Genomic DNA, 13,831 nt, shown 5'->3' with positions numbered 1-13,831 from the left:
GGAGCTCGCGGCGCACGGCTGCGAAAGCGGCGGTCCCGTACGCGTCACGGCGCCCCGGACACTCCGCGCTCGCCCGCCGCGGCCCGGATGGCCTCGGCATACGGCAGATCCTGACGCTGGGTCGCCTCGTCCAGGGCCTCGAACGGTACGAGCGCCGCGTGGTCCGGGTTGCGCATCTCCGTCCAGGCCGCCCAAGCGTCGTGCACATCCACGTCCGTGACGTGCTCGCCCTTGGCCCGCATGAGCACCGCGTACAGCAGGAACAGCCCCTCCGCGTCGTGCGGCGGCCGGGCGTGCGGGGGCAGGTGGGATCTGATGAGTCGTGCGTCGTCACGTAGGTAGCTCATGCGAGCAGCCTGCCCAAGCACAGCAGGCCATGCAAGAGAACGAAGATCCAGGGGAGCATCCGCTCACTGAAACCGAGTTCGGCGTAGCGCACCCTTCTGGAGATCGCGGGTGTGCGCGTCAGATGCTCCCACTCATCGGTGAAGACCTGGACCGGGAGCTGTGCCTCGATCGCGTTGATGACCGCGAACTTCGCCCGGTTCAGGTCCCGATAGCTACGCAGTTGCAGCCACCAGGTCATCGAGATCGCCACCCCCGCCAGGGCGATGACCGGCGCGCCCCACAGCGGATCATGCCGCAGATTCGGTAAGGCCACGCCGATCACGCTGACGAAGGCCGTCTGGATGGAGAGGAAGAAGACGTTCGCCTGGCCCCGCCGCGCGGACACCCGGTCGGCCATTTCCACGGCCAGCTTGTACAGCTCCAGGACCGTCGGCGAAGACTCACGGACTGCCTCGGGCTCGTCCCCGGCCGAGGACCCGTCCGAGACGGGTGGCGGTGCACTGCGCGGATCAGGCATCACGCCCACCATGATGACGTCCCGACCGATCAGGCACAGCCTGCTTTTGGAAACGGCCCTCTCAACTCGCCGTTGACGGAGATTAATTGACGACTACTCACATCCTGGCCGCCCCCCTTGCACCCTCCCCCTTTCATCGAGGAGCCGGGCCGCCGGCAAGGCGGAACACCGCCCGTTGACAAAGCGGAACACTGCTCCGTATGTTAACCGGAACAGCGTTCCGTTTTCAGCTGGGCTGATGCCGGACGCGCGCCTGACCGCCTCACCAGCCGCCGGCCGAACGAGACCGGCAGCAGAGGCCCTTGAAGGGAAATCCGCATCATGAGTGAATCGACCCACCCGGCCGACGCCTTCGGCTCGCCCGCTCCCGTCCTCTCGGTCAGTCCGGTGGTGCTGCCGGCTCCCGGCCGGGCCGTGGACCTGGAAGTGCGGGTCTCCGCGCCCGTGACCGGGGGCGACCTGCCGGTCATCCTCCTCTCGCACGGTCAGGGCTACTCCCACCACCTCTCCTCGCTGAACGGCTACGCCCCTCTCGCCAACTTCTGGGCGGCGCACGGCTTCGTCGTGATCCAGCCCACCCATCTGAGTTCGAGGACGCTGAGCCTGGATCCGGCCACCCCCGGGGCGCCGCTGTACTGGCGGTCACGGGCCGAGGACATGAAGCACATCCTCGACGGGCTCGACGTGATCGAGGCCGCCGTCCCGCAGCTCGTCGGGCGCCTCGACCGAAGCAAGGTCGCCGTGGCCGGGCACTCGATGGGCGGGCACACCGCGAGCCTGCTGCTGGGCGCCCGGCTCACGGATCCGCACGACGGAACGGAAGTGAACCTGGCCGAGCCCCGGATCAAGGCGGGTGTACTCCTCGCCGCGCCCGGCAGAGGCGGCGATGCTCTCACCGAGTCCGTGGCCGAGAATCTTTCGTTCTTCCTGACCACGGACTTCTCCGCGATGACGACGCCCACGCTCGTGGTCGCCGGCGACAAGGACGCCTCTGCCCATCTGACGGTTCGGGGCCCGGAGTGGCACACCGATCCGTACGTCCTCTCCCCGGGGCGCAAGTCCCTGCTCACCCTGTTCGACGCAGAGCACGGCCTCGGCGGGGTCTCCGGATACGACGTCGCCGAGACCACGGACGAGAATCCCGAGCGCGTGTCGGCGGTCCAGCGGCTCACCTGCGCCTACCTCCGTACCGAGCTCTACCCCGGGGATGTGGCTTGGCGGGCAGCGTGTGAGGCGCTGACGGCCGGCCCCGACCCGCTCGGACGGGTCGAGTCCAAGGAGGCCGACGTGGCCGACGAGGTACCGGCTCCGTAGCTGGCCACCCTCACGAGCAGGTCGTCCACGAGTCCGCTGGGAGCGGGATCGGGGTTCCGCCCGGTCGGTGACCAGGTACCCCGAGTGAGGGCGGTGACCAGGCACACCGCCCCTACACCCGGTGGCCGGGCACACCGGGTGAGGGGTGCGGACTCCGGGTGTTACCGAGCCGCGTGGGTGGGTCTTTCGGCCTCGGCCGTCCGGCGTGCGGCAGCGCTGCGCGGTGCGGTGCGGTGCGGTGCGGCATATCGACGGCAACGGGACCGGCGAAGCGGGGACGGCGGCGCGGGCCGGTTCCCGGGCGGTGACGACGGGCGCCGAAGGAATCCTCACGGTGCGACGGTCATGTTTTTGCGAGACCCTGGGGGCCAGGGGACGCGCCCGACAGTGGTGAGGCATATCCAGCGTGACACCGCACCCAGCGAGGAGGGCGGGCTGTGATGAGCGATTCCGACAGGGGCGCCGCCGGGCGGAGCCAGGGCGAGATGGCCCCACTGTCGGCGGTCACGTTGAGCGTCAACGATCAGGTGCGGCGGCTGGAGGTGGATCCACGGACCTCGCTGCTCGACGCGCTGCGCGAGCATCTGCGCCTGACCGGGACCAAGAAGGGGTGTGACCACGGTCAGTGCGGCGCCTGCACGGTGCTGATCAACGGCCGGCGCGTCAACTCCTGTCTGACGCTCGCCGTCATGCACGAGGGCGACGAGGTGGTGACGATCGAGGGTCTGGGCGATCCCGATGACCTGCACCCCATGCAACGCGCCTTCGTCGAGTGTGACGGCTTCCAATGTGGCTACTGCACTCCCGGCCAGATCTGTTCGGCCGTCGGCATGCTCACCGAGGTGGAGGCCGGCTGGCCCAGTCACGCCGGCGCTGACGTGGCCTCGTCGCGCATCGCGTTGACCGATGCGGAGATCCGCGAGCGGATGAGCGGCAACATCTGCCGGTGTGCCGCCTATCCGAACATCGTCGCGGCCATTCGCGGCGTCGCGGAGGGAGGCCCGGCATGAGGCCCTTCACCTACGAGCGGCCGACGGACCCACAGGCCGCCGTCGCCGCGGTGTCCAGAAGCGGTGCGAAGTTCATCAGCGGCGGCACCAATCTGCTCGACCTGATGAAGCTCGGCATCGAGCGTCCCAGCCATCTCGTCGACATCAGCCGGCTTCCATTGCGGGACATCGAGGAACTGCCGGACGGCGGACTGCACATCGGCGCCCAGGCGGCGAATTCCGACGTGGCCGCCGATGCCCGCGTCCGCACCCGCTATCCGGTGCTGTCGCAGGCGCTGGTGTCCGGTGCCTCGGGCCAGTTGCGCAACAAGGCGTCCACCGGCGGAAACCTGTTGCAGCGCACTCGCTGTCCGTACTTCTACGACACCGCCGCGGGCTGCAACAAGCGGAATCCCGGCACCGGTTGCTCGGCGATCGGCGGGTTCAACCGGATACACGCGATCCTCGGCGCCGGCGACTCCTGCATCGCCACCCACCCCTCGGACATGGCCGTCGCGATGACCGCGCTGGACGCGGAGATCGAGCTGCTCGACGCCGACGCATCGGTACGCCGCGTCGCCATCACGGACTTCTACCGACTGCCGGGCGATACACCGGACATCGAGACCGTGCTCAGGACCGGCGAGATGATCACCGGCGTGATCCTGCCCCCTCCCCCACCGGGCCGGCAGATCTACCGCAAGGTGCGCGACCGGGCGTCGTACGAGTTCGCGCTGGTCTCCGTGGCGGCTGTCGTCGCGACCGACCAGGGAACGATCAGTGAGGCGCGGGTGGCGTTCGGCGGTGTGGCGCCCAAGCCCTGGCGGTCCATCGAGGCGGAGGCCGTATTGGCCGGCCGTCCCGCCACCTCGGCCACCTATCGCGACGCCGCCGAGGCTGCGCTACGCGACGCCGTGGGGCAGGGCGACAACGACTTCAAGATCGAGCTGGCCAAGCGCACGCTGTGCCGCACGCTGGCACAAGCGGCCCGGTCGAGCTGAGGAGGCGAGATGATCGGGCAAGCTCTGAACCGCGTGGACGGCCCGTTGAAGGTCGCCGGCCGGGCCACCTACGCCTACGAGTACGGGGAAGCCGGCCAACCGCTCTACGGTGTCATCGTCGGCGCGACGATCGGCAAGGGCCGTATCACCCGGATCGACACCGAGGACGCCGAACGCGCAGGCGGCGTACACCTGGTGATGACCCATCGCAACGCACCGGAGCAGGGCCCGCGCGATGAGTCCGTTTCGTTCGAATACTGGCGCGCTCAGCCGGTGCTGACCGGCCCGGACGTTCACCATTACGGCGAGCCGGTGGCACTCGTCGTCGCCGGGACCTTCGAGCAGGCCCGAGCGGCGGCCGATCTCGTCGACGTGGAATACGCCACCGGGCGGGGGCGTTTCGCCTTCGCTGCGGACGACGATGAGACGTACATCCCGAAAGTGGTCAATGCCGGGCTCCCCACCGACACTGCGGTGGGCGATTTTGATGCCGGATTCAGTAACGCTGCCGTGAGTGTCGATCAGCTCTACACGACGCCGTACGAACTCTCGATGCCGATGGAGCCGCACGCCTGTCTGGTGGAACCGCGTGGCGAGGATCTGGTCGTCTACGTCAGCTGCCAGATCGTCGATGCGGCGCAGACCTCGGTCGCCGCCACGCTCCGGACCGATCCTGCGCGGATCCACATCGTCACGCCCTTCGTCGGCGGGGGATTCGGCTCCAAGCTGGGCATCCACGCCGAGACGATCCTGGCGGCGCTCGCCGCCCGCGCGTTGCGCCAACCGGTCAAGGTCGCACTGACCCGGCAGCAGGTCTTCCAACTCGTCGGCGTGCGCCCCACATCGAGCCAGCGGGTCCGGCTGGGGGCGGGGCGCGACGGACGGCTGGCGGCGATCGCCCATGACGTCACCATGCACACCAACCCCGACCTGGAGTTCGCCGAGCAGACCGCCGCCACGACCCGCAGCCTCTACGCCGCGCCCCACCGGCTGACCAGCCACCGGCTCACGCCGCTCGACCTGCCGCGCGGATCGGACGTCCGTGCGCCGGGCGAGGCACCGGGCCTGCTGGCGGTCGAGTCGGCGATGGACGAGCTGGCCGATGCGCTCGGGATGGACCCGGTCGAGCTGCGGATCCGCAACGAGCCCACCGTGGACCCCGAGCGGGACGTGCCGTACAGCGACCGGCACCTGGTCGACTGCCTGCGCGAAGGCGCGCGCCGGTTCGGCTGGGAGCACCGGCCCGCCACCCCGGCGAGTGTGCGCGAGGGCCGGTGGCTGGTCGGCTGCGGCATGTCGGCCGCCATCCGCGGGCATTTCCAAGGGCCGACAACGGTGCGGGTGCGCTTGGAGGCGGACGGCACCGCCGTCGTCCAGACGGACATGACCGATATCGGCACGGGCACCTACACCGTCCTGACCCAGGTCACGGGCGACGGGCTCGGACTGCCGCCCGAGCGGGTACGGATCGAGCTCGGGCGTTCCGAGCTTCCCGCCAGCTGGGGGTCCGGTGGCTCGTGGGGCGCCGCCAACTCGAGCACCGCGGCGTATCGGGCGTGCGCGGACCTGCGGGAGCAGCTGCTGGTCACGGCGCGCGGCGACGCGCGCTCTCCGCTGCACGGCCGGGACCCGGCGGACGCCGTGTTCGCCGAGGGCAGCGTGCGCATCGGTGACGCGTCCCAGACACTGAGCGAGATCGTCGCAGGCCATCATCCCGACGGTATGGAGGCGGAGGGCCGGACCCTCTTCATGGGCGATGACCCGAACTACGCGGCGTACTCGATCCACACCTACGGCGCCCAATTCGCCGAAGTGGGGGTCGACGCGGACACCGCCGAGATCCGTCTGCGGCGGATGCTGGGCGTGTTCTCGGTCGGTCGCGTGCTCAATGCAAAGACGGCGCGCTCGCAGCTGATCGGCGGCATGATCTGGGGTGCCGGCGCGGCCCTCGAGGAAGAGGCCGTTGTCGACCCGCGATCCGGCGCCTTCGTCAACCGGGATCTCGCGCAATACCTGGTTCCGGTCCATGCCGACATCCCCGACATCGACGCCGTCGTACTCGACGGGTACGACGGCAAAGCCAACCCCCTGGGCGCGAAGGGCGTCGGTGAACTGGGCATCTGCGGGGCCGGCGCGGCGGTCGCGAACGCGGTGTTCAACGCCACCGGGATACGCGTACGCGACTTCCCCATCACGATCGAGAAGGTGTTGCCCGGACTGCCGCCCATGGACGGGTGAAGCCAGGAAGGTACGACCCCACCGCGCCGCCGGGAATGACGCCCGCATCGCTCCCACCCACTACCGGGACCGGCTCAGAGCCTGACCGGGGGGAGCGGCCGGCGCTGCTCAACCGGTGTCACGCCCCGCCGCGGCCCGTCCCACCGTCAGGGCCAGCCTGCGTACCCTGCGCCAGTTCATCGGGGGCTTGCTGCGCGGCACGCCGGGACGGTGGCGGGGCAGGCGTACGCGCAGGGCGCCCGGTGCGATCCAGCAGCGTACGGGGGCGGGGACGGTGAGGGCCTCGCCGTCGACGCCGGCCGGGATGACGGGTGCGTCGGCATCGACGATCACCTCTCGGGCGGCGGTCGAGGTCAGTCCGGGCCCCCGTCTGCCACGAAGCATCGAGGCCGCCTGGACCGCGTTGTCGACCTTGACGCCGAGTACTCCCAGGACACCGGAGTCCAGCCGTTCCCGGAGTCCCAGGCCCGCGGGATCTCCCACCCGGTAGGGGTTGTTGCTCACCAGGACGGCTTGGGGCTCGTCGACGGTCACGGCATCGGCGTGCACCTTCAGGCGTGGGCCGCTGTGGTGGGTCAGCAGGTCGGGCAGCAGTTGAAGGATGGTGCGGGCCTTGTCGTCGCGATAGGCCGGGCTCTGCACCACGGTCGCGTACGCGCCGAAGGAGGCGTTGTTGACGAAGACGCGCCCCCGGCCTTGCGGCATGGCCTCCCCCACGTCGATGAATCCCAGATCGACGCGCAGCTCGACGCCGTCGGTGAGCGCCTGAAGGCACGCCGAGGGGTCCGCACGGTCGAGGCCGAGGTCCATGGCGAAGTGATTGCGGGTCCCGGCGCAGATGACGACGAACGGCACGCCGTGCGCCGCCGCCACGCCCGCGACCAGGGCCTGCGTACCGTCGCCGCCCGCGACGCCGAGCAGGTCGGCGCCGTCGTCGACGGCCCGCCTCGCCAGCTCGGCCACGTCCTGCGGCCGGGCGGGATCCAGCACGACGACTTCGGCGCCGAGAGCCCTGGCCTTGTCCGCCAAGCGGAACTTCTCGACCTTCCCGCCGCCCGAGCGCGGGTTCATGATGAGGAAGGGGCGTTTCGGAGGAGCGACCGGGCGTTCATACGGGGGCGCCGGGCCGGTGTCCTGCGCCAGTGCTGTTCTGCCCGTGACGACGGCAAGCGTCCACAGGGCGAGCGAGACGAGCACCACCCACAGCAGCCCGGCGAGTGCGTAGAGCAGCAGGACGGCGACCGGTGCGCATACCGCCAGCAGGAGGCCGAGCACCCTGACCACACCTATGTGCGCGAGCACCCACCACAGACCGGCCGCCGTGACGGCCAGCCCCGCCAGCCCCACAGCCACCAGCACGAGTCCCCGGAGCCCGGCGAACACCAGCAGGACCAGCAGCGCCGCCGTTCCCGCCGCCAGTGCCAGACGTGCGGCCCAACGCCTGTCCACGCGTGAAGACCTCCCGCCGTTCCCGCCGCCCTCCCCCTCCACTCCATCCTCGACGCCCTCCTCCCCCGCCGCCAGGCAAGGGCGACATGCCCTGGGCCGATCCGTCTCCCGGCTGGTACACCCGTGTCGCCCAGGGCCGTCTTCAGCGGGGGCCGGGCCGGGCGCGTCGGCCGTCTCCGAGGGTGACGGGCGCAGGAGGACCTGCCGGTCGATCCGGCTCCGGTTGGTCTTCGCGGTATCCCTCGTGAAGACCACCCCGTGCGCCCGGCGTCCTGTCAGGAGGCGCCGTCCCCGGCGACGGACACGAGGGCGCCTCCGCCGCGTGAGAGGAAGCAGTCGGCCAGACCGCGCAGACCAGTGGCGAACACGCCGTCCTGGAAAGTTCCGGTCAGTTCTTCAGTGAGGGCGGGAGCGCAGTCGAAGGTCAGGGTCCATTCGACGACGGATTCGCCGGTGCTGGTCAGCGGTATCACGCGCAGGGTGGAGCGGTAACCCTGCACGGGATAAGGGGATTTGACGATGTCATAGGTCAGCGACCGTGTGTGGTCGTCGAGCGCGGCGAGGCTTTCCGACACCTCCTCTCCTTTGAGGAGTGTCAGGGTACGTACGCTGCCGCTCGGGGCGCCGGTCGACCAGGGGCGATGAAGGCATCCCAGGCGTCGTCACTACATGCGGCTCGAGCAGGGGCGCGAAGGTCGGCGGGCCACCACACCGGCGGCATCCACCAGTCCCTTGACGCGACGCACGGTGTGCGACACGAGTCCCGCCACGTCCGGCGAGACCAGATCACGGCGGGCGCGCAAGAATTCGCCCAGGTCGTACCTGCTCATGTGCTGCACGCTGTCCCCGCGCACGACGAGGAACGTGGGTGTCGTGCACCCACCCTGACCCACCGGCCGTTGAGGGGCGTCTGCCACAGCGTCAACGGAGTCCTCAGCCTGGCCGCCTCCGGGGACCGACGACGACATGATGACGGCGGCCCCACCGGAGGGCCACCGGGTGCACCGAAAGCCCAGTTGAAAATGATTTCCAATAGTCGGGTAGCCTGGGGCCCCGGAGCCCCCACTCACCCATGGACTGGTATGCACCCTCGGCAACAACAACCGCACGGGATCGACACCTACACGATCCGCCCGGCCCGCCCCCAGGACTGCGACGGCGCGCGCAGCGTCATGCTGGACACCTTCTACCGCGAGTTCGACTACGGATATGTGCCCGCATGGCACCCCGACGTCATCGATATCCGAGGCACCTACCTGGACAACCCACGGCATCAGCTGATCGTCGCCCTGTCGCACGACGAGGTCGTCGCCACCGCCGGACTGCTCTCCCGCGGGCCGGCGCATCCACCGCATCCGCGATGGCTGGCCGAGCGCTACGCCTCCGCGGCGCAGCTCGTACGCATCTATGTCCGGCCCGAGCACAGGCGCCGTGGCCTGGCCCGCGCCATGGTGCAGAGGGCGTGCGAGTTCGCCGCCGCCACGGAGGGATACGACTGCGTCTACCTCCACACCAACGTCAACATCCCCGGCGCGCAGGGCTTCTGGAACAGCATCGCCAAGGAGGTCTTCGACGCCAGGACCACCGGCGAACACGGAGCGGGCTTCGGAACCGTGCACTTCGAGATCCCGCTGCCCGGCTGACGCCCGGGGCGGCCCGGACAGTGGAGGGAGTGCTCGGGGGACAACGCCGGGCAGTCCTCGGCCGACCGGTCCAGGGCCGACCGGCCGCGACGCGTCAGCTCAAGGTGCGCAGCATCGAGGCGTCGAACGGAAGGAGTTCGTCGGTGCGGCCTTCGAAGACCTTGGTGGCCCATTCCGGGTCACCGAGCAGGGCCCGTCCGACGGCGACGAGGTCGAACTCGTCACGCTCCATGCGGTCCAACAGGCGCTCGACGCCGGTGACGCCGGACTGCTCGCCCTTGAACGTCCCGATGAACTCGTTGTCGAGACCGACGGAGCCGACGGTGACGGTCGGCCTGCCCGAGAGCTTCTTGACCCACCCGGCGAGGTTGAGGTCGGAGCCCTCGTACTCCGGGAGCCAGTAGCGGCGCGTGGAGCAGTGGAAGGCGCTGACGCCCGCGTCGCTGAGCGGCGCCACGATCTCGTTGAGTTCTTCCGGGGTGTCGGCGAGACGTGCCTGGTAGTTGTTCATCTTCCACTGGGACATACGGAAGAGGACCGGGAAGTTCGGTGCGACGACTTCCCGGACGGCCGCCACGATCTCGGCGGCGAAGCGGGTACGGGCGGCGCGGCTGCCGCCGTAGGCGTCGGTGCGCCGGTTGGTGCCCGACCACAGGAACTGGTCGATGAGATAACCGTGGGCGCCGTGCAGCTCGACTCCGTCGAAGCCGAGGCGCTCGGCCGTTCGGGCCGCTTCGGCGAATGCCGCGATGACGTCGTCGAGGTCCCGCTGTGTCATGGCGTGGCCGGTCGGGGTGCCATTGAGGGCGATCCCGGACGGGCCGGAGGGCGGGGCATCGGGGAAGGGCGGCGCGCCCGCCTCGCGGGCCATGCCGACGTGCCACAGCTGCGGCATGATCGTCCCGCCCGCCGCGTGCACCGCCCGCACCACGTGCTCCCAGCCGGCGAGCGCGTCCTCTCCGTGGAAACGGGGCACGGCGCCGCTGGTCCCGGCGGCCGCGTGATCGACATAGGTGCCCTCGGTGATGATCAGGCCGACCCCGCCCGCGGCCCGGCGCGCGTAGTAGTCCGCGACATCCGCGCCCGGGACGCCGCCCGGTGAGAACTCGCGGGTCATCGGGGCCATGGCTATCCGGTTCGGCACGGTGAGGCCGCCCAGGGTGACGGGGCGGGAGAGCACCTGAGCCGCGCGGGCGGCGGTGTCGCTGGTCTTCACGTGCGGGTCTCCTAGAACGAGAGGGCGGTTGCGGAACGCCGCCGGCAGGTGAACGCTCCGCTGTTCGCAACACGCGACAGCGACTCCGTCATCCGCTTCCCGTTGTCGTCTGCGCCACAGTCGTCGCCCGGCTGCGCGGAGCACGCGAGGACGCGGCAGACGGCCCGCCCCGGCCCGTGAGGCCGGGCCGAGGCGGTGCCCCCACGGAGTTCCCGCGGCCCTCAAACGGCCATCGCCTCCTGGATCCACCGGTTGACCCGGTACGGCAGCCACCACAGCAACGGTCCGGTGCGGGCGGCCAGCCGTTCCTCCAGGAAGTCGGCGGCGATGGGCCCGGGTACGGCCGACAGCGGGGCGCCGTAGGCCAGCCGGCCGATGGCCTCGCGGTATTCGGGCTCGTCCGCGGTGAAGCGGCGCAGGTTGCCCCACCGTCGGTCGCGGATCTGGACGAAGCCGGGGCCTTGGCGCCACAGGCACTTGCAGAGGTAGTGCTCGTTGCGCCACTGGGTGAGCGCGGCCGCCGGGTCGGCGGGGCCGGTGAGGGTCCGGGGCGGCTGGAGATGACTGAGGTCGCGCCACCCGTCATCGGGCTCCGCGGGCAGGCGCAGCTGCCACTGGACCAGCACGGCGCGGGCCGTCAGATCGCGGACCAGACACAGCCGCCGGACCGCGTGGGCGGCGGCGTCGGGGTCGTCGACCGAGGTCAGGTCGATTTCCTCGGCGAGCCGGGCACGGCGTACCCCGCATTCCCACAGCCGGGCGGCGTGCTCCTCCGGCGGTCCGGCCAGGTCGAGTTCGCCCAGACTCATACCCGGCAGTGTGCAGGCGTCCTCGTCGTAGTCCCGCCATGCGGCGAGTGTCAGTGCCCGGGGGGCGGGGGTGGTGGTGCAGGTCATGACGGTCTCCTCGGGGGCCGGGCGGCGCTCAGGCGTGGGCGACGGCGCGGGCCGGTGCGTCCGGCTGCTCCTGCGGGGCGGGCGCGGCGTGGCTGTGGCGCATGTAGTCGAGCCGCAGCAGGTCCTCGTTGACGGCCGCCGGGGCCAGGTGGACGTACTGGCCGCCGTCGGTGAAGACCAGCCCGAGCGTCACCCAGTGCTGGAGAAGGGCGTGCACGGCGGTCTCGTCGACCGGGTGACCGGGCAGGCGCGCGGCGAGTTTGCGGGTCAGTGCGGCGGGGGCGTGCGGCTGGTCGAGGAGCCGGAAGGCCGCGGTCTCCGTGGGCTCGGTGAGTTCCATGGCCCGCCAGTCGAAGGCGCGTCTGCGGCTGACGAGCACGATGCGGTCGCCGAGGTCGGTGTGGGTGAGCCTGCTGTCCGTGTGGTGTTTCCGCCAGGCGCCGAGCGCGTCGTTGAGGGAGGTGACGGTGGGTTCGCCGATGCCGCGTTCGGGGGCCTCGAAGACGTAGGCCAGGTCGTGCAGTTCGGACTCGGGCAGGTCATAGGTGAAGCGGTAGTGCTCCTCGGGACGCAGACCGGTGAAGCCGAGTTCGGGCCGGTTGAAGTACGGGCTGAAGCGTTCGATGGCGATGCGGGCGGACAGGTCGACCGGCGGATCGAGGTGCTCCAGTGCCGGTAACTGGGCGATGACGGGCTCGTAGTCGGCGGCGGTCTCGCCGGGGAAGCCGTGGAGGTAGTTCCAGGAGACGGAGAGTCCGGTCTCGGCGCCGTCGCGGAGCATACGGACGTTCTGACAGCCGCTCACGCCCTTGTCCATCAGGTCGAGGACCCGGCTGTTGAGGCTCTCGATGCCCGGCTGGACGTAGATCATTCCGGCTTCGGCCAGGGTGCGCAGCTGGGGACGGCGCATATTCGCCTTGATCTCGATGTGCATCCGCAGGTCGTAGCCGCTGTCGACGATGCGGGGCAGGACGGTGTTGAGGTAGCCCATGTCGAGGATGTTGTCGACGACGTACATGTCCAGCACACGGTGACGGCGTGCCAGGTCCACGATCTCTTCGTAGAAGATGTCGGGGCTCTTGCTGCGGAACTGCATGAAGGAGCCGTTGAGTCCGCAGAAAGTGCAGTGGTGCTTCTCTCCCCACCAGCAGCCGCGGGCCCCCTCAACGACGAGCTTGGGTTCCACCCAGTTGCGGGCGACGGAGGACGCCAGCCGCTCGAAGTAGCCGCTGTAGTCGGGCGGCAGGATGGTGGCGGGGGGCAGCGGGCTGGTGCTCATCGGGTTGGCGGTGCTGGTGCCGTCGGGGCCCCGGTGGCACAGTCCGGGAACAGCGGACAGGTCGCCGCCCTCGTCGAGGGCGGTGAGCAGCTGGGGGAAGGCGGCTTCGCCCTCGCCGCGGACCACGAAGTCGAGGAAGGGGAAGTTGCGGTGGCCGGCCGCGCCCTGCTCGGCGTCGCAGTTGGCGCCGCCCATGACGGTCCTGATGTGCGGGGCGAGGCGTTTGACGTACTTGGCGGCGGCGAGCGCGGCGGTGTTCTGCTGGAAGGTGGAGGTGAAGCCGACGACGTCGGGGCCGGCCGCGACGATCCGCTCGGCGGTCTCCTGGACGAATTCCGGTACCACGCGGTGCAGTTCGTGCGACATCCGCAGCCGTGCGTCGCGCAGCTTGCCGCGCATCGAGGTGTTGAACTCCGGTACCCGCCACTCGGGGTCGTCGTAGAGAGCGGAGGAGAACACCCAGTCGCCGCATCCCATGAAGTACGAGGAGAGCGCATAGAACTGGTAGTCGTCCGCGGTGAACTCGGTTCGCCGGGTGATCCAGTCGGTGAACTCCAGGTTGGCGTGCAGGACATCGGCGTGGCCGGAGGTGCGTTCGTCGACGCTCCGCCGGAGGATGCCGAGGGCGAGGGACGGGAGGTCGATCGGGGACCAGGGCATGTTGACCAGCAGAACGCGCATGTCGGCTCCTCGTAGGCGGCGGGTCGGGGTGGGCGGCGGCCGGGGTCCGGCCGGTGACACACGGCGGTCCGGCCGGCCCGGGTGGCGCACCGGGCCGGCCGGCGAGGATCAGTCCTCCTCGGTGTCCTCCGCGTTGCGGAACGGGACGGTCACCGTGATGCCGATGCCGGGCTTGCGGTTCTCCTCGTCACCCGCGAGCGGGTCGTTGTGGATGATGTCCTTCTGCATGGCTGCTCTCCTGTTCTGTCGGTTTTCGGGAA

At 70.2% G+C, this 13,831-nt stretch carries 13 protein-coding genes; 5 read left to right on the top strand and 8 right to left on the bottom strand.

Features of this window, described 5'->3' with window-relative positions; all coding sequences use genetic code 11:
* Window positions 1–44: 44 nt before the first annotated feature.
* Window positions 45–347, bottom strand: coding sequence for a DUF7701 domain-containing protein (locus tag IF67_RS0112045; RefSeq protein ID WP_030984901.1), 303 nt, complete (start codon window positions 345–347; stop codon window positions 45–47).
* Entirely contained in the window at window positions 344–865 is a 522-nt protein-coding gene (locus IF67_RS0112040; RefSeq protein ID WP_199812714.1) for a RipA family octameric membrane protein, read from the bottom strand. Before IF67_RS0112040 ends, IF67_RS0112045 begins: the two co-directional genes overlap by 4 nt.
* Before the next feature lie 321 nt (window positions 866–1,186).
* Between IF67_RS0112040 and IF67_RS0112035 the strand changes: the two genes are divergently transcribed.
* The 4 genes from IF67_RS0112035 (at window position 1,187) to IF67_RS0112020 (ending at window position 6,407) form a co-directional block, all read left to right on the top strand.
* On the top strand, window positions 1,187–2,179 hold the full coding sequence (locus IF67_RS0112035; RefSeq protein WP_030984897.1) for an alpha/beta hydrolase family protein: 993 nt from the start codon (window positions 1,187–1,189) through the stop codon (window positions 2,177–2,179).
* A 440-nt stretch (window positions 2,180–2,619) separates the two neighbouring features.
* On the top strand, window positions 2,620–3,189 hold the full coding sequence (locus tag IF67_RS0112030; protein ID WP_078889387.1) for a 2Fe-2S iron-sulfur cluster-binding protein: 570 nt from the start codon (window positions 2,620–2,622) through the stop codon (window positions 3,187–3,189).
* Window positions 3,186–4,169, top strand: coding sequence for an FAD binding domain-containing protein (locus tag IF67_RS0112025; protein ID WP_030984893.1), 984 nt, complete (start codon window positions 3,186–3,188; stop codon window positions 4,167–4,169). Before IF67_RS0112030 ends, IF67_RS0112025 begins: the two co-directional genes overlap by 4 nt.
* A gap of 9 nt (window positions 4,170–4,178) precedes the next feature.
* Window positions 4,179–6,407, top strand: coding sequence for a xanthine dehydrogenase family protein molybdopterin-binding subunit (locus IF67_RS0112020; protein ID WP_030984891.1), 2,229 nt, complete (start codon window positions 4,179–4,181; stop codon window positions 6,405–6,407).
* A 108-nt stretch (window positions 6,408–6,515) separates the two neighbouring features.
* Here IF67_RS0112020 and IF67_RS0112015 read toward each other — a convergent pair whose 3' ends face one another.
* From IF67_RS0112015 to IF67_RS43655, 3 genes are all read right to left on the bottom strand, one after another.
* Window positions 6,516–7,856, bottom strand: coding sequence for a diacylglycerol/lipid kinase family protein (locus tag IF67_RS0112015; protein ID WP_030984889.1), 1,341 nt, complete (start codon window positions 7,854–7,856; stop codon window positions 6,516–6,518).
* A gap of 275 nt (window positions 7,857–8,131) precedes the next feature.
* Entirely contained in the window at window positions 8,132–8,512 is a 381-nt protein-coding gene (locus tag IF67_RS0112010) for an SRPBCC family protein (protein WP_078889385.1), read from the bottom strand.
* A 9-nt stretch (window positions 8,513–8,521) separates the two neighbouring features.
* Window positions 8,522–8,686 carry a hypothetical protein gene (locus tag IF67_RS43655; protein ID WP_158713073.1) on the bottom strand — a complete coding sequence of 55 codons (165 nt, stop codon included), beginning with the start codon at window positions 8,684–8,686 and terminating at the stop codon, window positions 8,522–8,524.
* A gap of 252 nt (window positions 8,687–8,938) precedes the next feature.
* On the opposite strand from IF67_RS43655, the gene IF67_RS0112005 reads away from it, so the two are divergent.
* On the top strand, window positions 8,939–9,499 hold the full coding sequence (locus tag IF67_RS0112005; protein WP_030984886.1) for a GNAT family N-acetyltransferase: 561 nt from the start codon (window positions 8,939–8,941) through the stop codon (window positions 9,497–9,499).
* A 94-nt stretch (window positions 9,500–9,593) separates the two neighbouring features.
* Here the strand turns inward: IF67_RS0112005 and IF67_RS0112000 are convergent, their stop codons facing one another.
* The 3 genes from IF67_RS0112000 to IF67_RS0111990 all read right to left on the bottom strand — a co-directional run bounded on the left by IF67_RS0112000 (window position 9,594) and on the right by IF67_RS0111990 (window position 13,571).
* A complete protein-coding gene (locus tag IF67_RS0112000) occupies window positions 9,594–10,715 on the bottom strand; it encodes an NADH:flavin oxidoreductase (RefSeq protein ID WP_030984884.1) in 1,122 nt (373 codons plus the stop codon).
* A gap of 221 nt (window positions 10,716–10,936) precedes the next feature.
* The gene (locus tag IF67_RS0111995) at window positions 10,937–11,611 is read right to left on the bottom strand and encodes a DUF5825 family protein (RefSeq protein WP_030984881.1); all 675 of its coding nucleotides are present in this window, start codon (window positions 11,609–11,611) and stop codon (window positions 10,937–10,939) included.
* 28 nt (window positions 11,612–11,639) lie between these two features.
* Complete coding sequence (locus IF67_RS0111990; protein ID WP_030984878.1) at window positions 11,640–13,571, bottom strand: RiPP maturation radical SAM C-methyltransferase; 1,932 nt, start codon at window positions 13,569–13,571, stop codon at window positions 11,640–11,642.
* Window positions 13,572–13,831: the final 260 nt, after the last annotated feature.

This window comes from Streptomyces sp. NRRL S-1813 (assembly GCF_000719605.1).
GTDB lineage: Bacteria > Actinomycetota > Actinomycetes > Streptomycetales > Streptomycetaceae > Streptomyces > Streptomyces decoyicus.
The sequence above is the reverse complement of the archived record's forward strand: the minus strand, read 5'-3'. Positions and strand labels throughout refer to the sequence as shown.